Origin of the sequence: Vibrio cionasavignyae, from assembly GCF_050337155.1 — a bacterium.
Lineage (GTDB): Bacteria > Pseudomonadota > Gammaproteobacteria > Enterobacterales > Vibrionaceae > Vibrio > Vibrio nomapromontoriensis.
This window is the reverse complement of the sequence record NZ_JAKJSR010000011.1, coordinates 158152-180964: the sequence shown is the minus strand read 5'-3', so window position 1 is coordinate 180964 and position 22813 is coordinate 158152. Positions and strand designations below refer to the sequence as shown.

The following is a 22813-nucleotide window of genomic DNA, read 5'->3' as shown; positions in this document are numbered from 1 at the left end:
GATATCTCACCATTTGTTTTCCTTTTTATACGTGGATGTCGGTATCGGTTACTAAGTCCACGTTTCTCTCGCCATCAGCAAATTCTTTCGTCCGAAATCTATCGCTGCCAAGTGTTCATTAACGTTATATACTAGCCAAGCTAACGTATTAACAAGGTAACGAATTGAACCGTATGAAATTTATCCATACCTCAGACTGGCATTTAGGCAGGCAGTTTCACAACGTCTCATTATTAGACGATCAGCGCGCCGTACTGCAGCAAATCGAGCACTATTTAACAGATCATAACGTCGATGCGCTCGTTATTGCTGGCGATATCTATGATCGTTCAGTCCCTCCGACTAGTGCGATTGAGGTGTTAGATGATTTCTTAACCAAGGTCATTCAAGACATTGGGGTTCCCGTCATTATGATTTCAGGAAATCATGACGGTGCGAAGCGATTGGGATTTGGTGCCCGCCAGCTAGACCGTTCAGGACTTCATATCATCAGCAGCCTTGAACAGATGACCACGCCAATCGTAATCTCGTCAACGGATAAACCAGACGTCTACTTTTACGGTATGCCTTATAGCGACCCCGAGCATGTCCGTCATTTTTATAATGTGACGGTCAGTAATCATGATGATGCTCATCGCATCATGGCGCAGCAGCTCAGCGAAGTCATGGACTCATCAAAGCAGAATGTTCTCATTAGCCATTGTTTTATTGATGGCGCAGAACCCTCAGAATCAGAAAGAACCCTGTCGATAGGCGGTGCTGACCGTGTAAGTTTTAGTCATTTTAGCCATTTTAACTATGTTGCATTGGGGCATTTGCATCAGGCGCAAAAGCGCGGTGCTGAGCATATTCGCTACTCAGGTTCTATCATGAAGTACTCCTTTTCAGAGCAGTACCACAATAAGAGCATGACATTGGTTGAGCTTGATGGTGATGGCAACGTTACGACGAGCATGATCCCACTGACCGCGCCTCATAATATGCGTATTTTGGAAGGAACCTTGTCTGAGTTACTCGAGGCAGGGCAACATGATGAGCATAACGAGGATTACTTGTTAGTACGTTTAATGGATAAGCACGCCATCTTAGACCCGATGGCGAAATTGAGGGAGGTATACCCTAATGTGTTGCACCTGGAAAAGCCGGGGATGTTGGTGGGGGTGGATAGAGAAATGACACAGGCGAGACTGGCACATTCTGAACTCGACATGTTCAAAGACTTTTTTCATGACGTTCAAGGGGAAGTCTTAACGGTTGAGCAAGAATCAATGGTCGCTGATATCGTTGGCGCGTTGTCCAAAGGTAATAAGGAGTAGTCACGTTGAAACCTATTAAATTAACCCTCTCCGCATTTGGACCCTTTGCTAAGACTGAAGTGATCGATTTCTCACTGCTGGGCACATCACCGTTGTTTTTGATTAATGGGCCAACAGGTGCGGGAAAAAGCTCGATCTTAGATGCAATATGCTACGCACTCTATGGCGAAACCACAGGCAGTGAGCGAACTGGCGATCAAATGCGCTGTGATTACGCGGAAGCGACATTATTGACGTCTGTGGTGTTCGAGTTTGAGCTATCAGGACACGTTTATTGTATTGAGCGTAGCCCTGATCAAGAAGTGCCTAAACAGCGAGGCGAGGGTACGACAAAACGCACACATTCAGCGGTGCTAACCAAGCTCACCGATCAAAGCCTGATTGCTAACAAGCCTAAGCAGGTGGCGACGGCGATTCACGAGTTAGTTGGCTTGGATGTTAAACAGTTTCGTCAAGTGATGGTGCTGCCACAAGGTAAGTTTAGAGAGTTGCTGACGGCAAGTTCGAAAGAGCGGGAACTGATTTTTGGTCAACTATTTCAGACGCATATATACAGTAATATCGAGCGAACACTTTTCGATAAAGCGGCAAGTATTCGTAAAGCTAAGGACGAGTTCGATAATCAAATTAAAGGCGCGCTAGAAGTCGCAGGGTTGGAGTCTGAGCAGCAGTTACTTGATCAAGAGCAGGCGCAACTTCCACAGCTTAACGAGCTTAAAGTGCAATTGACCGGCGTCGAAGCACAATTGGCTGACAAGCGAAAGCAGTGTGATTTGGCCACAACGCAAGAACGTAAGTTCAAAGAGCGCGACGACGTTCAACTTGCTATTCATGAGCATGAACAGAATAAAACGGCTGATGTGCTCAACCGAAAACAGGTCGCGGCGTATCATTCCGCAACAAAATTGCGCGCGGTGTTTGAACAAAGAAGTAAGCTTGCCAAAGACAGCAACGAACTGGAGCAGCGTTTAGACGTTGGAGCCAAGAAAATTGCACAGGCTAATGAGTTGAGTGTCCTAGCTAAGAAGGCGCTGGAAGAGAGCCAGCAAAAGCACCTAGTGAGTAAGGTTCTAGATGAAGAGTTGTATCAGCTCAAAGGCTATATGGTTAATGTTCAGCAACTTGAACAGCAACGTATCGAGCAAGATAAAACCGCAACGGCATTAACAACGTTAACCGATGACGTTAACGCCAGTAAGTTACAGCTGCAAAACTTACTTAATGGCTATGAGCAAGCTAAAGAACATCAGATACTATCTGAAAAATCGTTAGCGACATTAAACGAAAAGCGTTTATCTCTAGACGCGTTACAAAGTAAGCAGCAATCGATTGGGCAGCTTAATCAGTTAGTTCAACAAGTATCTCAGATGACTCCCAAACATCACGCGATACAAGCTCAGATCACAGAAGTAACTGCCGAACACAAAAAGGCGGAACAGCAACGTATTCGGGCAGAAATAGATTGGCATTCAGGTCAAGCCTATCTACTGTCAAAGACGCTGGAAAGCGGCAAGCCGTGTCCGGTATGTGGTAGTGAAACACACCCAAACCAAGCGGAGCCTAACGGTAATGAAGTGACCGCTGATATGGTTGACGGCTATCGTCAGAAAGAGCAAGCGCGTAAGAACCAGCTGGATGCATTAGTCATTGAATGTAATCGTATTGAGAGTGAGTTGTCTCAACTGCAGCAGCGTCAACAGGACATGATCGTGCGGTTTGCTATTGATTTATCGACGGTAAATACGGTGAGTCAGCAATTGGCACACGACATCAGCACGTTAGAATCTAACATCGCACAATTAAATCAGACAAACCTCGATGCGATTAGCGCTCAGGTCGCGACAGCACATAAACGCTATACAGAGACACAAACACAAGTTGAACAAAAACTTCAGCAATTAGAACAGCTAACAACCACAATCGGTGGGCTAAAAGCGGTGACGGAAAAATTGGAGTCACAAAATGCCTCTCCCTATAAAACCTTAGCTGAACTTACGGGTAGGCAGCAGACAGTGGAGACTGAACGACGCCAATTGGATGCCATGCTGGAGGCCGCTCGCGCTAAAGCCACGGAAACGACAGATTTACTGACACGTTATACGGCGCATTTTGATACGCTAACAACACAAAGTACCCAGCTGCAACAAGAGTGCAAGGTGAGTGAAGCACAATGGCAAGCGAGTTTACAAGGCAGCGAATTTGAGCATGAGCAGGCATTTTTGGACGCTTTAGTGACAGAGCCTGTTTTGGACCAGTTAGAGAGCGACATTCGCGCCTACGAGCGGCGAACGACTCAACTAACCGAGCGGTTAACATTGCTTTCAGATGAGCTTCAAGGTAACCAACGACTTGATATTATGGTCTTTAGCGACGCAGTAAAACAGGCGGAGGCAAGCTATCAACTGACACTGCAGCAAGTCCAAAGCGCTCAGTCTCAACTCGATAATATATTGAAAGTAAAACGTATTTTAACAACCTTGCACGCACAGAACGATGCACTTGAGCAAGAGTATAAAGTGGTTGGGACACTTAGTGACGTCGCCAATGGTCGCACTGGCAGTAAAGTAAGCTTACACCGCTTTGTGCTAGGGGTATTGCTGGATGATGTTCTTATACAAGCCTCACAACGTCTAAGGCTAATGAGTAAAGGTCGTTACGACTTGAAACGCAAAGAAGTACGCAGTAAAGGCAATGCTGGCTCGGGGCTAGATTTGATCGTTGAAGATGCCTATACAGGTAAGTGGCGCGACGTTGCGACTTTATCGGGTGGTGAATCCTTTATGGCTGCGTTATCGTTGGCATTAGGTTTATCAGATGTTGTGCAGTCATACAGTGGTGGTATACGGTTAGATACATTATTTATTGATGAAGGATTTGGTAGCTTAGATCCTGAGTCCCTAGATTTAGCAATTCAAACATTGATCGAACTGCAGCAGTCTGGGCGTACCATTGGTATTATTTCGCATGTTTCCGAGTTAAAGGAACAAATGCCGCTTCGCCTAGATGTTCACGCATCAAGGGTGGGCAGCACGGTGAGTTTAGTTAATTAGAACGACGAATTTCGTCGATTAAGATCCGTGAACGGATCCATTAAATAGGTAAAGCTATGTTAACAGCAATGACATTTTTCGAGCGCTTTGAAACGGATATTTTAGCGGGTACCAAAACCATCACAATTAGAGATGCGTCTGAAAAAGACTATGAGATTGGCGCTGTTGTACCAGTATCCACGTTTGAGGATGGGCGTCTATTTTGTCACCTAAAAGTACTTTCTGTCGAGGCGATTGATTTTGATGACATTAATGACCTACACGCAGAGCAAGAAAATATGACTCTAGCGCAATTGAAAAGCGTGATTGCTGAGATTTATCCCGGTGAAACGCAGTTGTTTGTTATCCAGTTTGCGCTTGCTTAGTTTGCTCTAAGTCCTGCCTAGAACTAAAAATGCCAGTCTGATACGAGACTGGCATTTTATTAAGTGACGCTAACTCGACGAATGCAATAAGCGAAGGGAAAGTAGTTACGCTTCATTCACTCGACATGACTTTTTTCAGTTTTATTCGCTACGCATCTCTTCGACGGTATATTCAAACTCCGGAACGGTAATTTCTACCCGTCTGTTTTGAGCACGACCTTCTTTAGTGGCGTTGTCAGCAATTGGATTGGCTTCGCCCATCCCACTTACTGTCATTCGAGAGCGTTCAATCCCTTGAGATTCTAAGTAAGCGGCAATGGATTCTGCACGCTCTTCAGAAATTCTTTGGTTTAGCGCTTCTGGGCCTGAAGAGTCAGTGTAGCCGACGATTTCGACAGTCGATTCTGGGTGCTCTGTCATGAGAGCAACCAAGGGATCAAAGTCGGATTGTCGAGACTCATCGAGGGAAGTACTGTTTAGTGCAAAGTTTTCTTGGCCTGAAGCCTGTTCGAATGTTTTTGTCATAACAACAGCAACCGTCGCGGTTTCTGTTGGCGCCGGTTCAACTTGCGTTGTTGCCGCTGCAGCAGCCGTTGCCGCGGCCGCCGCCGCAGCGTTACCAAATGAATACGAGATACCTAGCCAAAGAGTGTCTACATCGGTGTTAAACCAGTCATCTTTAGCATCGTTGATGCGTTGATATTCAAATCGACCAGACCACGCCGTTGCAAAATCATATTCTACTCCGACGCCACCCATTAGAGCCGTTGCTTTCCGATCACCATAGATGGTGTAAGCGGCACCAATTTTACCAAAGACTGACCAGTCATCGGTAAATGGGTAAGAAAATTTAGGGGCTAGGGTTATCGCACTCAAGCTCGCGTCTTGCGTATAGCTCAGGCTGTTTGCGTTAAACGAAGTTTTGTAACTGCCCAGCCAGTCATAGGCAAACTCTAAGGCAATATAGTCATTCCAATCGTATCCGGCGAAGTAACCAGCGCTAAATCCGGTATCGGTACACTCAGCTCCAGAGACATTACAAGCATCGGAAAGCTGCGAGCCCCCCAAACGTCCACCTAAGTAAAATCCTTCGTCAGCCGTAACCTGAGGAACGGTCATGGCGCTCATAATTGCTGCCGCTACCACTGTCTTTCTCATAACAACGTCCTTTATTATTCAATCTGTTTTTTTGATTAGAGATATCACAGATAAAAATAGTGTAGCAGTGGCACTTTCGCAAAGTTATTTGGCTTAGTTTCATATCCCATTCACTCTGGGTTGATGGCACTTTATTAATGGTAATTTTGACAATAAGAGTGTTGTGCAGCTTTCATCGTAACAACGAGAAATAGTTCAGCCTAAAAGTTAACGGTGTAGTACGGATAGAAACACTTGCTTAGTGTGTTAAAGCCCTTTATTAGTGGGGATTTACAGTGTGAATTTAGAATCGTCCAACGTAGGGTTATTGGGGGGTGATTGAGAGTATCAAACGGCTTCCTTTGCGCTAAGACCCTAGGAACACGGCGGTTTAACAATATTGGGTCGTGTCCGGGCGGTTAATGATAATAGTTAGGGTTGGTTTTCCTGAGTTAGCGCAGTTTTTTCATCTATTATTAATAGTGAGACAATACCGTGGGGCATAGGAAGCGCAGTGCCCTGCGGTAAACGTTTAGCTAGGAAAGTTAGTCATGAAGATAAAGGAAATAAAACGAAGCATTGCAATAGCGTCGCTGTTGTTCACATTGGTAGGTTGCGGCACCAAGTTTATCTATAGCAACTTAGATTGGATAGTCATTGAATATATTGATGACTATGTATCGTTAAGTCGTGGGCAAGAGGCAATTCTAAGTGACAGAATTGAACTGTTAAGTCGTTGGCATAAAAAACAAGAGCTTCCAATATATCTTCGTCAACTCGATACGATCCGTAATCAGGATCCTAGTCTAGTGAGTGCGAGTTTTGTCGCCGAACAAATGACCCAGCTTCGGGCTCATGGAAAGCGATTAGTTGAGCAGATGACTCCAGACTTGTACGCCTTAACGCAACAACTTAGTGATGAGCAAGTGGAGGAGCTAGTCGCTAATTTGGCCGATCAAGATGACAAGTTGTTGGAAAAATACCAAGGGTTAGATGAAAAAGCGATTCGCGTAATTTATCAAGAACGAATAGAAAGCAGTTTTGAACGTTGGTATGGGGAGGTAACCGATGAACATCAAAACCTCGCATATCGTTGGTCTCAAGAAATGACGCTTACCGTTATTGATTGGCAAATGCACCGAGAAAACATGCAAAAGTACGTCAATCAGCTGCTACGTCGTCGTAGTGACATTGCTTATTATCAACCTGAATTTCAACGCTTTATGAATGATCCAGAGAGTTACTACACTGATGCGTTAATGGAAAAAATAAAGAAGAACCGAGTCATCGCCGCGGAGTATATTGCTAAATCGTTGAATACGCTATCTAACAAGCAGCAGCAACATTTGGCTAAAGAAATTGATGAATGGCGAGATATTGCTACCGATCTCATGGCGGGAATGGCGTTAGACTATAGTCCTACAGCTTTGATTGTTGGTTCGGCTTACAATCGAAGTTAGAAATATGCACTAGGAGCAGGACAAATGGAAACCAGTCTATTTTTAGCGGAAAAAGGATTACTCATCGTCGGTATATTGTTCATCTTAGCTGGGATGGTGCAGTACGGTCGTAGAAGTCACGATTGGAAAGGCGTTGTGACCATGTTTTACAAACGTGTACCAATGAATGTGTCTGAATATAAGCGCTATCGCCTTGGCGTTGCGCTTGTGATCGCTGCCATTGTAATACGGTTTGCATTTCACATTTTTTGGCCACAATTCTAATTTAGCGGTAAGTTATTAGGTTAGAGCGCGTGGAAACTTAACCAAGTTTCGAGAAGGATAGAGTGGAATGCCCAAGCCCACTGTAAAACCAAAGTATAGCAGTGTACTTCCCAGTAGGGTTTATAGCGCCGAATCCGTCAAGCTTGGTGAAAAGCAGGCTGCTTTGCATGCAGGAATAGAGCTGTATACTTTGATGCAAAGAGCTGGTGGAGCCGCTTTCGAATTACTTAAAGACCGTTACCCAAGACTGACTCACATTTTAGTATGTTGCGGGAAAGGTAATAATGGCGGGGATGGATATATTGTCGCCGCTAATGCGCTGCAAGAAAATATTACAGTCACGTTATGGCATGTTGGTGATCCTAACTCATTAACAGGTGATGCTCAGCGGGCTAAACTCATGTTTCTTCAGTTGGGCGGAAATATTCATGCGCCGGGAAACCAAATTCCTGATGATGTGGATGTTATTATTGATGCTCTGCTAGGGACTGGATTAACGGGGGCCCCTCGACCTTACTATTCCCACCTTATCGACCGTATTAATCAATCGACAGCGCCAGTTATTGCTATTGATATTCCTTCAGGCGTAAACGCCAATACTGGATATGTTGACCACAATGCGATTGAAGCCACACATACCATTACCTTTATTGGTATTAAATCGGGATTGGTGACGGGTAACGCTCGCCAGTATGTTGGTGAATTAATTTTTGCTGGACTGCAAGTCAATCAGTACTTTGACAACGTGACTCAAGCGGTTGGAGGGTTGACTAATCGTCAGTGGTTATCGTTTTTAAGATCAAGACGCAAAGATGCCCACAAGGGCTGCAATGGTAAAGTCGTAGTGATTGGTGGTGATAAGGGGATGAGTGGCGCGGCATTTTTAGCGTCCGCATCCGCGTTAAGAACTGGGGCTGGTCTTGTCGCAACGGTGTCTCACGCAGATAGTGTGAACGCAATAAGATCGTTACTACCAGAGGCGATGGTTATCGAAGAAACGGTTACAGAAGCAATGGCGGAAGAAACAACGCTTATAGAAACAATTACTACAACAGCAACACTAAGTGACGCGGTCACCGAACGTTTGTCATGGGCGAGTGTGGCTTGTATTGGCGTCGGCCTAGGAAGAAACGGCTGGAGTAAGACACTTTTTGAACAGACCGAGTCCTTTTTTAGTGACAGATATGTTCCAAGAGTTTTAGATGCTGACGCTCTGTACTGGCTGTCTAGCCAAAACCATCATGGCAAGTTCGATGGTGTGGGTTCATCACGAATACTGACTCCTCACCCAGGAGAGGCCGCAACGTTATTGGGCGTCTCAACCGACACGATAGAAAAAGACCGTTATAAAGCAAGTCATCAACTTGTTGAACGATACGGAGGTGTTGTTGTGTTGAAAGGGGCGGGTACGCTAATCACCAACGGTGAAATGACGGTGATCTGCCATGCAGGCAATCCAGGAATGGCGACTGGAGGGATGGGAGATGTCCTGTCGGGCACTATAGCGGGTTTACTTGCTCAAGGCTATGCCACATTTGATGCGGCTGTTTTGGGTACATTGATCCACAGCTTAGCGGCTGATGACAGTGCGAATGAACATGGAAGCATTGGTATGATGGCCAGTGATCTACTGCCGTATTTACGCAAAACGGTAAATTCGGCTCATTATCTAACGAGTTAATGTTGTAAATAAATATGTAGTTTTGTGTTTTTTCACGAAAACGGTCATCAAAAATTGGTGTGCTGTGCACTTATTAAACAGCAAATAAGCCAATTGGTGCGGTTAGGAAGTGAGCTAATCGTTTGCTTGCTGATTTTTTGAACAGTGCAGGGTCGTTTGTAGGGAATGGACCAAATGAACGGCATTTAAATTAATGTGTTTTAAATTAGTAACTTATAGTTTGTTTAGGGCGAGGTTAAGTCGGGGTGCGATGAGCAGATTTGCAGATTTTCGAAATGGTATCACAAAAAAAAATAAAAAAGCAGTCTTGTAAGAAAAATATCCCGACCTATAATGCTGAAAACCGGAGCGTCTGCCAACGCTCCGGTTTTTTTGTGTCCGAAGAAAGGTAAATCGTCTGCCAACGAGTTATCAACGCACTATGCTTAGATGTCATTTGTGACAGTTAGACAAGATAGATGCCCACTGGAACATGTACTACTAAATTAAGGAATTTACACAATGCGTATCGAACAAGAACTTAAGTTAGGCTTTAAAGATGTACTGTTTCGCCCGAAGCGTTCAACTCTTAAAAGTCGTTCTCAAGTAAATTTAACCCGCGAGTTTACATTCAAGCACAGCGGTCGTCAATGGTCTGGTACACCAGTAATTGCAGCTAACATGGATTCTGTTGGTAGTTTCGAAATGGCAACTGAGCTAGCGAAGCATGGCGTTATGACGGCAATGCACAAGCACTACACAGTAGAGCAGTGGGCTGAATTCGTAAAAGGTGCGGATAAAGAGACGTTGAACAAAGTCTTCGTATCTACTGGTACTTCTGACAGAGAGTTCGAGAAAACGAAGGAAATCTTGGCATTAAGCGAAGATCTAGAATTCATCTGTATCGATATTGCTAACGGCTACTCAGAGCACCTCGTTGACTACGTTCAACGTGTACGCGCTGAATTCCCAACGAAAACAATTTCTGCGGGTAACGTAGTAACAGGCGACATGTGTGAAGAGCTTATTCTAGCAGGCGCAGACATTGTTAAAGTGGGCATCGGCCCAGGTTCTGTTTGTACAACTCGTGTTAAAACTGGTGTAGGTTACCCTCAGCTTTCTGCAATCATCGAGTGTGCAGACGCAGCACACGGCCTTGGCGGCATGATCATCGGTGATGGCGGTTGTGCTTGTGCCGGTGATGTTGCGAAAGCATTTGGTGGCGGCGCAGATTTCGTGATGCTTGGCGGTATGCTAGCGGGCCACGAACAGTCTGGTGGTGAGCTTATCGAGAAAGACGGTAAGACGTTCATGAAGTTCTACGGCATGTCTTCAGAAAGCGCAATGGCGAAGCACTCAGGTGGCGTTGCACAATACCGCGCAGCAGAAGGTAAAACGGTTCTTCTTCCTTTCCGTGGCGACGTAAACAACACCATTTCAGACATCCTTGGTGGTGTACGTTCAACTTGTACATACGTTGGCGCAGCAAAGCTTAAAGAGCTAACAAAGCGTACCACGTTCATCCGTGTACAAGAGCAAGAGAACAACGTTTACGGCAAAGACGCATAAGCGAACGCTGAGCAAAATTTGTTGAAGAAGGGCCGCTTTTTAGCGGCTCTTTTTTTGCCTGAAAAACAGTGTTTGTCTCTTGTCGACACAGAATTAAAGTTAATGGGCAAGGAAGCACACAATTTGCGTGTTTATTTGTCTGAATGAATAGATGAAATTGATGTGATGGGGTTCTTTGAGATTGCTTCGACCAAATGATCTTGTACAAAGTGTGCCTATCTTATTGTCATTTTGATATCAGCGTATCACTACAAAGAGCCATTTTAGAAAAGTACCAAGTCCATAGTCCGCACTAAATTACAGAATATGTAAATAAAAGTGTTAGATGTATTCAATTTCTAGCATCGGTATTTTAACCTGTGACTCATATGCATTAATATTCACTTCAGATTTAAACCCATACTAAACTAGCGTTAAATCAAGAGGTTGTTATGGCAAGTCTTGGGTATTGTAAAATCAGCGATTTGAAAATTAGTGCGAATAGCAAACGTGCAATCGGAGAAGTTCGCGATTTAATAGATCATGGAATTTTACTTAGCGGAGCTATTGCAGCTACTCCGCTGTACAATATATTTATGACCCCATCAGTTACTGGTGGGGCCGCGGAAACGATGGTAACAATTCGTGAGTACGACTGGGAGTTGTTTGGGAACGCGTTGAGCGCAACATCAAAAGTCACAAAGAATCGGATCTTAAACGTCGCAGAGCCAATGACATGGCAAACTTCAGGTAAAGAACAGAGTTTTTGGAGGTGCGTAAGTGAAGCTGCTTTATAGTATTGTGGCTGTGGCGCTACTGGCAGGGTGCAGCTCAACTTCAAAAGTAGATAGGTTTGAACTTCTCGCTACTTGGAATAGTAAGTTTGAAGCGTGCTACGACAACCAAAAGAATAGTACAGCAGTATTTCCTCAAACTGATTGGTTTAAAAATCTAGAGCTAGATGATCAGAAGAATGTTGTTATATATTTAAATGAGCTGAAGATGTACCAATGCACTGAAAAAGAAACACTGGCGATTGTTTCTCAATTTAGTGAAGAGGATATCAAAATAGCGAGCGAAATATTGGGACCCAAAGACGTGTTTTTGCCACCAAGTAAAGATAAAGTGGCTTCTTTAGAACAAACTGAAATTGATAAAATAGACTCAGAATTGGATCTGTTTTTTATCAGAAGAGTTGGTGAGCAGCTTGGATTTGTGAAGTAAAGACAATAGTAGCAAAGAGTTTGGTCGAGTCCCTGAACTCGGCCAAATGTTACCAATTTAACTAAGACGTTGGTAACGTAAACGCAAAATCAATCTTTGCACTCGATTCACATTGAATGCAAATCGAGTACAAAGATTGCTCGGGAGTATCAACGCTTAATAACGCAGTGCGCGTGCAATAAGAAACTACACTTTGTTATCAAACAACGTATCTAGGTATTCAGAGATTGGTTGCGGTAGCAAATCTTGAGGGTGGTCGCCGCCAAATGTACCGAGGCCGCTTTTACCTTCGATGATAACAGAATTTACTTCTTGGTCTGCGCTTACATCCCAGGTACTAATCTTAACCTCGACTTTATCTGGTTTCCCAGACCATTCCGTTGCTCGATCTTCCCAGTGCATAATGGTTGGGTACAGCAAATAGTCATAGTGTTTTTCTGATGCTGTTGCCAGAGCTGCCCTTAATGATTCAGGGGTAGTGGCTACCGATACATCGTTTATTTGCGAAATAACCCGAGCCCGAATGATGTTACTCAGCATTTTTCCTGACCCGTTATAATATTTTTCTCCGTAGCTCCCATCATGTGACAGTGCGATATAAACGGACGAAGAAGAAACAATCTTATTGGTGCTACTTTGTTCAGATACGTTCAATTTATGAGTGTCAGCACACCCGCTAAGTGCTAAAGCTGAAATAAGAAAGATTAGTTTTTTCATGGAGATGCTCCTATCACCTAGCACTATGTTTGTAGGTGATTTCATTCGTGTGTTAATGAAGTAGAGGTTATCAGCGCTGAGCTAAATAGTCTGTGAGTCATGTGTGAAGATGTGTATGTCTTTTGCCTAACTGGGCTTCTTGTTTAATGTGTGCGACTGACTTAACTAACACCCTTGGTGATAAAAGATCGAGCATTAGAAAAGCCCATTCAACATTCGAGTCGCCCAACAGAATGTGCCGAATGTGTTCCTTTCTTTGATATGGGGATACACAAGGTATAAATAATACTGTATATTTAAACAGTGTTATTTGCGCAATCAAGAGACGACAAGTATGGTTGGTTCAGAGGGTGGGGTTTTATGAATGATGACAGTTCTAATTACCAGTTGATCGATAAAAAAAATGCACTTTTTCGTTTAGATTTCGATTTCAAAAATTATGACTTGGTGCTTAGTCGCGATGATTTATTGAATCTGGAGAGGCTAGGCTTCGAAGAGGAAAGAGTGTTTGTATCGAAGAAGAGCATAGAATTTGAAAAACTGGAAGACTCTGTTGCATTCAGTTATTCCGTTCCTAATGGTAAGCGATTGGATGTGTACCCAAGCTTACCTAAGTTCAATGCACTCGTATCAAGTGCACTGAGTATGATGGATTATTAAAGCATTAGATTTAGAGGAGACCCTTACTTTGGCAATTTTACTTTGGCAATTCTAGATTGACCGTGGCACATGGAATTGCTGCTGTATGAAAAGTGAAAGGGCATGTCTATATAGGTCTGCCTTTTGATTTATTTAGGCATACTCCCTCCTTGGGCAACCAGTATAGAGTAATCATTTTGTATTTAGCCTGTTATTGCTCTATCAAGCTTGTCAATAACAGCGTAGGATCACGCCACTTTAGACCAAATACTAGGTTTGCATTTAGGTGCATAAAAACTAAATCATGAAATTAACCGCAAAAGCAGCGCGCAATAACGCTTTACTTATTTCCATTACCACGCCGGAATTTAAAGGTGATGAAGCGAAAGAGTCTCTCGCGGAACTTGCTCGTTTAGTAACAACCTTAGGGTTTAAAGTGGTTGGCACCCAGTCGCAAAAGCAAAGCTCGACACAAAAAGCCAGCGTGCTTGGTGTTGGTAAGTTGGCTGAAATTGCTCAGTTGACGGGGTATCAAGGCTCCATAGAAGAAGCGGAGTATGACGATCTTTTTGATGAAACGGATTTTTCTGATCTTGATGCTGAAACCTTGCCTTCTCAAACTGCAGATGTAGTGGTATTTGATTGTGACTTAACGCCATCTCAACTACGTAATGTAGAAAGCCAACTAGGGGTGGAAGTATTTGATCGTACGGGCATAATTATCGAGATATTTAGCCGCCACGCTCGTACCCGTACCGCACGTTTACAAGTTGAAATTGCTCGCCTTAATTACCTAGTTCCACGGCTTCGTGAAACCGAAAATGGCGATAAAGAACGCCAGATGGGTCAGGGTGCTGGTGAAACATCATTAGAGCTCGACCGCCGAAAAGTGCGTGACCAACTAGCAGACTTAAAGCGTGAGCTCGTAAGCGTACAGAGTGAATTGAAGAACCGACGTTCACAACGTTCTGAGCTATTTTGTGTGGCTTTAGTTGGCTATACCAATGCCGGAAAATCTTCAATGATGCGCGCTCTGACTGCGACGGATGTGGTAGGTGAGGATAAACTGTTTGCGACACTTGATACGACAGTTCGTGCGCTGCAACCCATTACTCAACCTAGGATCTTGGTATCAGATACGGTTGGCTTTATCAAAAAGCTTCCTCACGATTTAGTCGCTTCATTTCACTCAACACTAGCGGAAGCCCATGATGCGTCATTGTTGCTGTATGTGGTTGATGCTTCTGATTCCTCGTTCCGTGCACAACTTGATGTGGTCCACGAAGTGTTGGGTCAAGTTGGCGTAGAAGACAGCGAAAAGCTGTTGGTATTGAATAAGTCCGACCGTTTGACTACAGAGCAACAGCAAGCGTTATTGGAAGAGTTCCCTGATGCGATGTTCACGTCCACTCGTGATCCCCTTGATATCAAAAAACTGCATAACTACATTGTTGGTGTGGCAGAGCAAGGGATGATTGAAGAAGAAATTATTGTGCCTTATACCGCTAATGGCGTGGTAGGAGAGATCCGCTCTAGCATGAGCGTGACGAAAGAAGAGTACGATTATGAGCATATTAAATTGACCGTACGCACCAGCGAAATTGAACTGGCAAGGCTGAAAAAGCGTATGCGGAATTTATAAGCGCGATTGGCTGTGGTGTAGTGTCTAGGATGATGCATCACAGCGATAGGGGGTCAGTTCAAGGTCAGGCGACTCCTTATTTCCTGTCAGTAACCCTTATTGTGAATTGTCTCGTTACTACTGTTAGGCGTTTGATCGTTAATTATTTTTAATTGGTTTATCGGATCCTGATTTTGTTATATTTTGGAATGTGCATCAAATGTAATTGATAATAAACATTATTGGCTTGGGTTGATTGTTTAATTAAGATAAAAGTAAATTAATTATAAATTGATTTGAGATATTCATTACATGTTTAGACTGAGAAGGAAGTGGTATCACCGCGTATTTGGAATAAGAGAAATTTGGTTTGATCAGAATAAACGGGTGTTTTACGTTTGGAAGGTGTCTTCATTTTATGAACATGTTGCTGTCTTTTATCATTCCACTTTTAAATCTAATCCTACAAAACATAATTATTAGCTAATAAGCGGTTTCTATTCAAGCGGTTTCGATTAAAGTGGCTTTGTTAAGTATTATTAATATTCGCACCATATACTAAAAAGACTTTGCTTCTACTATGCGCTCCGTGCTCAGCAGCGAGCACTAACATTAAATGCAATGGGAATACCGCATTCAGTTGAAGTGAAAAGTCATATTCAAAATGGTCGTGGCGCAATAGCGTCATGGTCAGGCAGAGGTTAATCTGCCTGTGATTTCTGTCAATTTATAGCGCTACGTATTTTGGGGTGGTATAGAGAAATACGTTTGAATCTTATTGCGCAACCACATATTCGCTGGGCTGTTACGTTCCCTATTGTGGGCAACCAACTGATAGTGAACCGGAATTCCAGTAAACGGCGTATTTAAAACCTGGGTATCAAATTTATCGGCAAACATGTGAGCGATACTTCTAGCGATGGTGGCGACACAGTCACTTGCCGATACCATCGACATTTGCGATACCAGTGAGGTACATTCTGCGGCTACCATACGGTCGTGTAACGCTTCTTCGGTAAAATAATCCGCTAAATACGCATCCTCCCTGCGTAACTTTAATGTAATGTGCTTTTCTTGGTAATATTGCTCTTTGCTAATAGTGCCTTTAATTCGTGGGTGAGCGTTGCGCGCAATGATGCAAACATCATCGGTAAATAACGCTTCGGTAAAATAAGACGCAGAAGAGTAGTTGGTAAAATCAATCGCTAGATCGGCTTGATGTTGATTTAAACCTTGAAATAGATGTTCTTCGTTAGCATGCGCCGGTTGCAGCTCAATCGACACATTACCTAACTGCGTATCGGCTTCAATTTTTGGTAGCAGCATCAGCATAATCGGTTCGGAAGTATAAACAACAAACTTTCTAGGATGCAGAACAGAAAAGCCTTCTAAGCTTTCTAGCGCGTTATTAATTTGAATGAGCGCAGGCTCTACTTGCTTAATGAGTTCCTGAGCGTGTTGTGTGGGGGCAATGCCTCGTCCCGAGCGAACAAATAAAGGGCTACCGACTTGTTTTTGTAATCGCTTTAGTAAACCACTAACACCTGGCTGTGTCAGCCCCATTTCATCGGCGGCTCGGGTTATTGACTGATGGCGATAAACGGCGACAAACACTTTTAGTAGATTGAGATCAAAGTCATTAAACATTACGGCCTCATACATAACAAAACATGATGTAATAAATACAGTTTCATGCATGTATTGTTATGTGTCAAACCTTTAAATTAGCCTCATATCCAATATCGAATGATAAAGAGGTTCCCTATGAAAACTCGTTTTGCTCCTTCAGTCCTATCATTAGCTGTTCTCGTGTCGTTTGGCGCTGCGGCCAATGATTACGCTTCTATCGACACATATGAAGGCAAACCAGCATCCGCGCATACCGCTATGGCCAATGCAGCGGTTGCTAAGATTTTACCATGGGAAGATACATCTGCATTTGAGCGTACCAAACGTGGACTCATTGCGGAATTTGGCACTCACGAAGCCGGGGAACTTAAACAGCGCTTTAATTATATGACGGATATGTCAGTTGATGACTTACCCCCTTCGGTTAATCCATCTATCTGGCGTCAAGGTATGCTCAATTACGCGGCTGGTGGTCTCTATGAAGTCACGGACGGTGTATACCAAATCCGTGGTGCAGACTTATCAAATATGACCATCTATCGTACTGACAACGGTTATGTCATTCACGATCCACTACTTTCACGCCAAGCAGCTGCGGCTTCTTGGGACTTTGCCAAGCAGCATCTCCCTGCGATTAATGGTGAGCACAAGATCACTGGTATGATCTACTCTCATATGCACGCTGATCACTTTGGTGGTTCACGTGGTATCGTAGAGTCTGGTGACTTTGCTGATGGTGCGAAAATATACGCACCTAAAGACTTCATTAAAGAGCTAGCCGATGAAAATGTGATTGCAGGGACTGCGATGGGTCGTCGTGCCAACTATCAATATGGCACAACGTTAGATAACAATACTAAAGGCATAGTGGATAACGCGTTAGGGTTAGGGACTTCTCGCGGTGAAGTGACGTTAGTGGCGCCGACGACTGAGATTCAAGAGCGCGAAAAAACCGTGACTATTGATGGGCTCGAGTTCCATGCGATTAATATGCCTGGTGCAGAAGCGCCGGCGGAGATTGTTTTGTATGTTCCGCAGTATCGTTCGTTGAATACCGCAGAGCTTACCTATGATGGTATGCACAATATCTACACTTTCCGTGGCGCTAAAGTGCGTGATTCATTGGTATGGACGAAATACCTAACAGAATTGAAACTGCGCTTTGTTGATAGCGGTTTAGTCGACAATATCCATGCGGCTCACTCTGCGCCAGTGTGGAATAACGCTGATACTGACGTTAACGAAATTTCAGAGTACATGACGCTACAACGTGATAACTATGGTTTTATTCATAACCAAGCGATGCGTTTAGCTAATCATGGTGTGACGATCCACGACGTAGGCCGTGAAATTGAGGGTATAGTACCTCAATCTCAAATTGATACTTGGCATACTAACGGGTACCACGGCTCATACAGTCATAATGCTCGTGCCGTTGTTAACCTTTATTTGGGTTACCACGACATGAACCCGGTAAATACCAATCCGCTGCAGACTCAAGACCAGTCTTGTGTCTACGTGAATGCCGCAGGTGCAGATACGCTCTACAAAGCAGGTATGACGCATTTCAAAGCGGGTGAGTACCAAGAAGCGTCTCAATTGTTTAATGACCTAGTGCAGTGCGACCCAAATAATATCGATTACCGCTTTGCATTGGCCGACAGCTTTGAACAACAAGGCTACCAATCAGAAACCATGGCATGGCGTAACAGTTATCTGCAAGGTGCGGTAGAGCTGCGTACTGGTGATATTCAGCCATCAATTAAACTGGCGTCATCGGATGTGATTGCTAACACGCCAACTGGCATGTTCTTAGATTTCATTGCGGTAAGCATGAACGCACCAAAAGCTGAGGCGGCGGGACTGGACTTTAACTTCGCTGTTTACCACCCAGATCTTGAAGAGCGTTACTACGGTGAAGTATCGAATGCCAATATGTCGAACATTGAAGTAGACGCTATTCCTGCGGTTGATTTTGAACTGATTATCAACAAAACAGACTTCACCAAAGTCGTATTAGGTGAGACGACATTGGACGAGTTATTTAAATCCGGTCAAGCAGGCGTTAAGGGTGATGCTTCACTACTTAAGCAGCTAGCAGGTACGCTTGATAAGTTCGACGGCATGTTTGAAATCCTACCCATGCCAACAAAGTAATTTATTATAGCCTAAGTAGAAGCCTCGCATCGTAGCGGGGCTTTTTCCGTCTCTTCAAATAAAAATACAGCAGGTCAGTCAGTTAAGTCTAATACTCCTACGTATTACTACTCCCTTTCTAATACGCTACAAAACACTTTGTTTCTACTATGCGCCCCGTGTTCAGCAGCGAACACCGAAAACCAAATGCTATGGGAATACAGCATTCAGTTGAAGCGCAGAGTCATGTTCTAAATGGCCGTCGCTTTGTTAAGGGCGGAAGGATTATCGCCAACTTAATCTTCCTTTACCTTTTAGATACAAAGAGTTTAAAAAATGAAAAAATCAATAGCAGTACTCACATTACTATCATCATTGTCTTCTTTATCTGCCTATGCCGCCGATTTTGATTTTCAAGTAAATGCAGGTGTTGATACGAATAGTGCACCAGTTCTTGGTTTTGAAACTCATGTAAACCAAACTTATATCATCGGTTTACAAGCTAACTTTAATAAAAGTGAAACCTATTTCCAGGCTACAAAACCAATTTCTGAAATTGACTCTTTTAAAATGGATCGCGCTACTAGCCAATATTCATTATATGGCGGTTACCGTTTTTCGGAAGGAACATTTGAAGGACTTTCGCTGAAGATTGGTGCTACGTTGGCTCAAGCTGAGTTGACAGCTTCAGCTAAAGGAACCAAGGGCGGAAAACCGCATTCCGAAAGTCATTCTTTTGATGCGAGTGAAGTAAAACCCTTTGTTGGCGTTAGTTATGAAGTTTATAAGAATATTTCACTTAACGTTCATCACACAATCGGGCACGTTGAACAAATCGATGTCGGTGCGCCTGCTGAGTTTAAATTTGTGGGTGATACTGATTATAGCTCTACAACAACATTTATGGTCGGTTATAAGTTTTAAGTTATAGTGAAAGAGTAGTATTAGCTAACTATAATTGAGAGTGCCCCGGTTTTTACACCGGGGCTTTTTTTGGCCAAACGACTTATTTCCTAACCAAAAACTTTTAAAATGAGTTCATTATGCCGTCGCGCGTTCTGGCTCGACGATATTCAAACGCTTGCCGTAGGTAGGGCGGATCGCTTGCATCACTTCTAAGCGAGAGATACAGCCGACAAGTCTTCCGTCTTCAAGCACGGGCAGCACTTGTGGTTTGTTCACTTTCATTGCTTTCGCACGTTCTTCTACAGTAGCTGTGGTCAAGCTTGTGGCATAGCCCATAGATGATGTTGGGTATAACTGCTCTTTATCAATACACAGCGCTTCTATAACGTTAACTAACGTCTCTTTTGCGTTAATCGCGACAACATCACGGTTCATTAGGTCGACGACTTTCTGATCCTGTTGCGGAAGGTAATTCTCGCACCATAGATCCACCAATGCATCGTGCACAGAAAAGAAACCAATTAAACGTCCATTGGCATCCACGACAGGGGCACTGGTTTGGTTGTTGTCTAATAGGGCATCCAGTGCAACGGACGTGAGTGTTTCGGCACTAAGAGCAATAGGTTGGTTGTTCATAATGTCTTTTACAATGATGTTGTTCATATCTGGTTCCCTTAATCTTGTTATAAGCCGCTATTTAAGTGAGCCGCTTTGGGTTGTTTGCGTGCCGATACGACTAAACATAAACGTGATAATGTCGGCAGTTGCTGTGTTCGAAACTAGATTAAGGGATGATTACCTGTTGAGTAAAATGGGTAATATTGACTAGGGTGTTCAACATAATTGATGGCCTAGTGAAGCTCGCTATGACGGGGTTTACGGCATATTTTGGCCGGGAGTTTAGTGATTTTTTTATGTTCGCGCAGTCGCGTATTGGGTCAGTTATTTTATCAATAACAAAGATGAATATACGCAGTAAGAATCTTTGATGTTGACGTTATTTGACCGTTACAAGCAATGTCATCTCTAGCTATTCCTATTCCTATTTCTGGCGCGTGTCGATTAGGTTTTAGTGAGCGTGTTCGTTTCTAAGTCTTTTGTTGGCTATAGGTGTGAGTCGTTGTGCGATGGTCTATATGTCCTTAAAGGGATGATGATGGTTATTGTCGTCTTTAAAATGGTGCACCTTTGCACCTTGGGGCGAATGGTAATTGGTGAATCAAAAAAGCAGTTGAGCGGTATGAAAATGTGGCTAGCGGTAAGCTACTGCGAGTTATTTGTTATTGGCTGTATGTGTAGTGAGGGACGTTTGTTAGTCTATCTGTTTCCAGACACCTACTATCGGGTTGGGCTTTAGGGTAGCTAAGTGGCGCTTAATGAACGTAGCGATTTATTCGTGGTCGAATATCAAATGTCGAATCCAGCAGAAATACAGCCAGCGCGAGTAGTAGGGTTATGAGGGTGGTTGGAACGAGGTAAAGGTTTTTTGAAGGACTAGAAATAGGGTAGCCCCAGCTTTTACACTGGGGCTTTTTTGGCCAAACGACTTATTTTCCAACCAAAAACTTTTTAACTTTTACTGCGATGTGAGCATTAAGCGGTTTCTAAACTGCGCTCGACCACATTGAGTCGCTCACCGTATACTGGACGAATCGCTTTCATGACGTCTCCACGAGATAGCACGCCAACTAATCTTCCATCGTCTAGTACTGGCAGAACATGTGGCTTATTCACTTTCATAGATTTAGCACGCTCTTCTAAAGACAATGTCGTGTAGTTAGTCGCGATACCCATTGAAGTGACAGGGAACAGTTGCTCTTTATCAATACAAAGGAATTCAGCTACGTCGACCAGCTTTTCATTGCAGTGAATAGCAACAACATCACGGTTCATTAGGTCAACCACTTTTTGACCTGCTTTCGGGTTGTAGTTCTCACACCACAAATCAACCATTACGTCATGAACCGAGAAGAAACCTACCAATCGTCCTTCAACATCTACAACTGGCGCGCTGGTTAGGTTGTGGTCAAGAAGTGTGTCTAGCGCAACAGCTGTCAGTGTTTCAGCACTTAGCGTTACGGGTTGGTGAGTCATGATTTCTTTTACGACGATGGTATTATTCATAGTGCTTTCCTTAACTGACATTAGAGTGGTGGTTTGCGTGATTGCAGTGACATTCGCCGCTTTTAATTGCGGTCTACGGTAGATGCTCCAGTTGGCCAGCCCCACTAACACGGCGCCTCCGACGATATTGCCGAGTGTCACTGGAACTAAATTATTAGAAACAAAGTGGAATGGTGTTAAATCGGCATACTGGCTAGCGCTGACGCCGACCGATGCCCAGAATTCAGCTGGCGCAAAATTTTGGATAACAATGCCAAGAGGAACCATAAACATATTGGCAACACAGTGCTCAAAGCCACTGCTAACGAACATAGCCACAGGCAAGATGGTCATCGCCGCTTTGGTCATGGCATTAGCGGAGCTAAAGGTAAGCCAAATAGCTAGACACACTAAGAGGTTACAAAGTACGCCCAGAGCAAATGCCTGTACCCATGAATGATGCAACTTATGTTGCGCGATATTGAGGGCATTAAGACCCCACTGACCGTTGTCCATTTGGTACAAACCAGCGGCAGAGACAATAAGTAATAAGAACATCGCGCCAATAAAGTTACCGACGTAGACTTTTCCCCACACCGACAGCATTTTGCCGAAGGTGATTTGTTTGTTTGCCCAGGAAATACTAGAAAGCACTGAGCTGGTAAATAGCTCACCTCCACAGATCACAATAAGAATTAGGCCCATACTGAAAGCCAAACCGCCAGCGAAGCGGCTCATGCCCCATCCTGCGTCGGCGCTACCCGTCGTCACAGTGATATAGAATAAAAATGCGAGACCGATAAAGGCACCAGCCATAATGGCTAGGCTCATTGTCATGCCGCTGGTTTTCTTAGCCTTACTTAATGCAAACTTCTCTGCTTCAGCCATCATTTCGACAGGAGAAAATAAGAGGTGATTATCGGAGTTGGAAGTTGCCATGGGTTACTCCTTTTCAATTAGTGTGTGTAGTCGTTCGCTCATTTCATAACTCCTTAATCTATTTGCGAAAACAAGGCTGGTTGCCGTGTTCGAAACTAG

Annotated in this window: 17 protein-coding genes and 3 pseudogenes; 15 read left to right on the top strand and 5 right to left on the bottom strand. The window is 43.8% G+C overall.

Going from position 1 to position 22813, the window contains the following annotated elements:
- The first annotated feature begins 173 nt into the window (after window positions 1-173).
- The 4 genes and pseudogenes from L4D74_RS06645 (at window position 174) to yqfB (ending at window position 4731) form a co-directional block, all read left to right on the top strand.
- Window positions 174-1316 (top strand): exonuclease SbcCD subunit D, encoded by a 1143-nt coding sequence (locus L4D74_RS06645; protein ID WP_428751565.1) that lies wholly within the window; start codon window positions 174-176, stop codon window positions 1314-1316.
- Between the two features lie 5 nt (window positions 1317-1321).
- Window positions 1322-2080, top strand: a pseudogene (locus tag L4D74_RS06640) (AAA family ATPase); the annotation flags it as partial.
- Between the two features lie 1503 nt (window positions 2081-3583).
- A pseudogene (locus L4D74_RS06635) lies at window positions 3584-4366 on the top strand (SbcC/MukB-like Walker B domain-containing protein); the annotation flags it as partial.
- Window positions 4367-4434: 68 nt separating this feature from the next.
- The gene (yqfB, locus tag L4D74_RS06630) at window positions 4435-4731 is read left to right on the top strand and encodes a N(4)-acetylcytidine aminohydrolase (RefSeq protein WP_428751564.1); all 297 of its coding nucleotides are present in this window, start codon (window positions 4435-4437) and stop codon (window positions 4729-4731) included.
- A 141-nt stretch (window positions 4732-4872) separates the two neighbouring features.
- On the opposite strand, the gene L4D74_RS06625 is transcribed toward yqfB, so the two are convergent.
- A complete protein-coding gene (locus L4D74_RS06625) occupies window positions 4873-5889 on the bottom strand; it encodes an OmpA family protein (protein ID WP_428751341.1) in 1017 nt (338 codons plus the stop codon).
- A gap of 530 nt (window positions 5890-6419) precedes the next feature.
- Between L4D74_RS06625 and L4D74_RS06620 the strand changes: the two genes are divergently transcribed.
- The 6 genes from L4D74_RS06620 (at window position 6420) to L4D74_RS06595 (ending at window position 12024) form a co-directional block, all read left to right on the top strand.
- Window positions 6420-7328 (top strand): DUF6279 family lipoprotein, encoded by a 909-nt coding sequence (locus tag L4D74_RS06620; protein WP_428751340.1) that lies wholly within the window; start codon window positions 6420-6422, stop codon window positions 7326-7328.
- 24 nt (window positions 7329-7352) lie between these two features.
- The gene (locus L4D74_RS06615) at window positions 7353-7592 is read left to right on the top strand and encodes a hypothetical protein (protein WP_428751339.1); all 240 of its coding nucleotides are present in this window, start codon (window positions 7353-7355) and stop codon (window positions 7590-7592) included.
- Between the two features lie 67 nt (window positions 7593-7659).
- On the top strand, window positions 7660-9273 hold the full coding sequence (locus L4D74_RS06610) for an NAD(P)H-hydrate dehydratase (protein WP_428751338.1): 1614 nt from the start codon (window positions 7660-7662) through the stop codon (window positions 9271-9273).
- A 501-nt stretch (window positions 9274-9774) separates the two neighbouring features.
- Complete coding sequence (locus L4D74_RS06605) at window positions 9775-10821, top strand: GMP reductase (protein ID WP_428751337.1); 1047 nt, start codon at window positions 9775-9777, stop codon at window positions 10819-10821.
- A gap of 431 nt (window positions 10822-11252) precedes the next feature.
- Complete coding sequence (locus L4D74_RS06600) at window positions 11253-11597, top strand: hypothetical protein (RefSeq protein WP_428751336.1); 345 nt, start codon at window positions 11253-11255, stop codon at window positions 11595-11597.
- Window positions 11581-12024 (top strand): hypothetical protein, encoded by a 444-nt coding sequence (locus L4D74_RS06595; RefSeq protein WP_428751335.1) that lies wholly within the window; start codon window positions 11581-11583, stop codon window positions 12022-12024. Before L4D74_RS06600 ends, L4D74_RS06595 begins: the two co-directional genes overlap by 17 nt.
- Before the next feature lie 186 nt (window positions 12025-12210).
- On the opposite strand, the gene L4D74_RS06590 is transcribed toward L4D74_RS06595, so the two are convergent.
- On the bottom strand, window positions 12211-12741 hold the full coding sequence (locus tag L4D74_RS06590; RefSeq protein WP_428751334.1) for a DUF4823 domain-containing protein: 531 nt from the start codon (window positions 12739-12741) through the stop codon (window positions 12211-12213).
- 360 nt (window positions 12742-13101) lie between these two features.
- Here L4D74_RS06590 and L4D74_RS06585 point away from each other — a divergent pair, with 360 nt between their 5' ends.
- The gene (locus L4D74_RS06585; RefSeq protein ID WP_428751333.1) at window positions 13102-13401 is read left to right on the top strand and encodes a hypothetical protein; all 300 of its coding nucleotides are present in this window, start codon (window positions 13102-13104) and stop codon (window positions 13399-13401) included.
- 283 nt (window positions 13402-13684) lie between these two features.
- A complete protein-coding gene (gene hflX / locus L4D74_RS06580) occupies window positions 13685-15022 on the top strand; it encodes a GTPase HflX (protein WP_428751332.1) in 1338 nt (445 codons plus the stop codon).
- 714 nt (window positions 15023-15736) lie between these two features.
- Here hflX and L4D74_RS06575 read toward each other — a convergent pair.
- Window positions 15737-16648, bottom strand: a complete 912-nt coding sequence (locus L4D74_RS06575; RefSeq protein WP_428751331.1) for a LysR family transcriptional regulator — start codon at window positions 16646-16648, stop codon at window positions 15737-15739.
- 117 nt (window positions 16649-16765) lie between these two features.
- On the opposite strand from L4D74_RS06575, the gene L4D74_RS06570 reads away from it, so the two are divergent.
- Both L4D74_RS06570 and L4D74_RS06565 read left to right on the top strand, forming a co-directional pair.
- On the top strand, window positions 16766-18787 hold the full coding sequence (locus tag L4D74_RS06570) for an alkyl/aryl-sulfatase (RefSeq protein ID WP_428751330.1): 2022 nt from the start codon (window positions 16766-16768) through the stop codon (window positions 18785-18787).
- A 315-nt stretch (window positions 18788-19102) separates the two neighbouring features.
- A complete protein-coding gene (locus L4D74_RS06565; RefSeq protein WP_428751329.1) occupies window positions 19103-19690 on the top strand; it encodes an outer membrane beta-barrel protein in 588 nt (195 codons plus the stop codon).
- Window positions 19691-19807: 117 nt separating this feature from the next.
- On the opposite strand, the pseudogene L4D74_RS06560 reads toward L4D74_RS06565, so the two are convergent.
- A pseudogene (locus tag L4D74_RS06560) lies at window positions 19808-20359 on the bottom strand (CBS domain-containing protein); the annotation flags it as partial.
- Between the two features lie 433 nt (window positions 20360-20792).
- Between L4D74_RS06560 and L4D74_RS06555 the strand changes: the two are divergent.
- Window positions 20793-21029, top strand: a complete 237-nt coding sequence (locus tag L4D74_RS06555) for a hypothetical protein (RefSeq protein WP_428751328.1) — start codon at window positions 20793-20795, stop codon at window positions 21027-21029.
- 236 nt (window positions 21030-21265) lie between these two features.
- Here the strand turns inward: L4D74_RS06555 and focA are convergent, their stop codons facing one another.
- Window positions 21266-22714 (bottom strand): formate transporter FocA, encoded by a 1449-nt coding sequence (gene focA / locus L4D74_RS06550; protein ID WP_428751327.1) that lies wholly within the window; start codon window positions 22712-22714, stop codon window positions 21266-21268.
- Window positions 22715-22813: the final 99 nt, after the last annotated feature.

Bases quoted from the DNA above. Each gene is read 5' to 3' on its own strand.
- L4D74_RS06645 (WP_428751565.1), top strand. From the start codon at position 174: ATGAAATTTATCCATACCTCAGACTGGCATTTAGGCAGGCAGTTTCAC.
- yqfB (WP_428751564.1), top strand. From the start codon at position 4,435: ATGACATTTTTCGAGCGCTTTGAAACGGATATTTTAGCGGGTACCAAA.
- L4D74_RS06625 (WP_428751341.1), bottom strand. From the start codon at position 5,889: ATGAGAAAGACAGTGGTAGCGGCAGCAATTATGAGCGCCATGACCGTT.
- L4D74_RS06620 (WP_428751340.1), top strand. From the start codon at position 6,420: ATGAAGATAAAGGAAATAAAACGAAGCATTGCAATAGCGTCGCTGTTG.
- L4D74_RS06615 (WP_428751339.1), top strand. From the start codon at position 7,353: ATGGAAACCAGTCTATTTTTAGCGGAAAAAGGATTACTCATCGTCGGT.
- L4D74_RS06610 (WP_428751338.1), top strand. From the start codon at position 7,660: ATGCCCAAGCCCACTGTAAAACCAAAGTATAGCAGTGTACTTCCCAGT.
- L4D74_RS06605 (WP_428751337.1), top strand. From the start codon at position 9,775: ATGCGTATCGAACAAGAACTTAAGTTAGGCTTTAAAGATGTACTGTTT.
- L4D74_RS06600 (WP_428751336.1), top strand. From the start codon at position 11,253: ATGGCAAGTCTTGGGTATTGTAAAATCAGCGATTTGAAAATTAGTGCG.
- L4D74_RS06590 (WP_428751334.1), bottom strand. From the start codon at position 12,741: ATGAAAAAACTAATCTTTCTTATTTCAGCTTTAGCACTTAGCGGGTGT.
- L4D74_RS06585 (WP_428751333.1), top strand. From the start codon at position 13,102: ATGAATGATGACAGTTCTAATTACCAGTTGATCGATAAAAAAAATGCA.
- hflX (WP_428751332.1), top strand. From the start codon at position 13,685: ATGAAATTAACCGCAAAAGCAGCGCGCAATAACGCTTTACTTATTTCC.
- L4D74_RS06575 (WP_428751331.1), bottom strand. From the start codon at position 16,648: ATGTTTAATGACTTTGATCTCAATCTACTAAAAGTGTTTGTCGCCGTT.
- L4D74_RS06570 (WP_428751330.1), top strand. From the start codon at position 16,766: ATGAAAACTCGTTTTGCTCCTTCAGTCCTATCATTAGCTGTTCTCGTG.
- L4D74_RS06565 (WP_428751329.1), top strand. From the start codon at position 19,103: ATGAAAAAATCAATAGCAGTACTCACATTACTATCATCATTGTCTTCT.
- focA (WP_428751327.1), bottom strand. From the start codon at position 22,714: ATGGCAACTTCCAACTCCGATAATCACCTCTTATTTTCTCCTGTCGAA.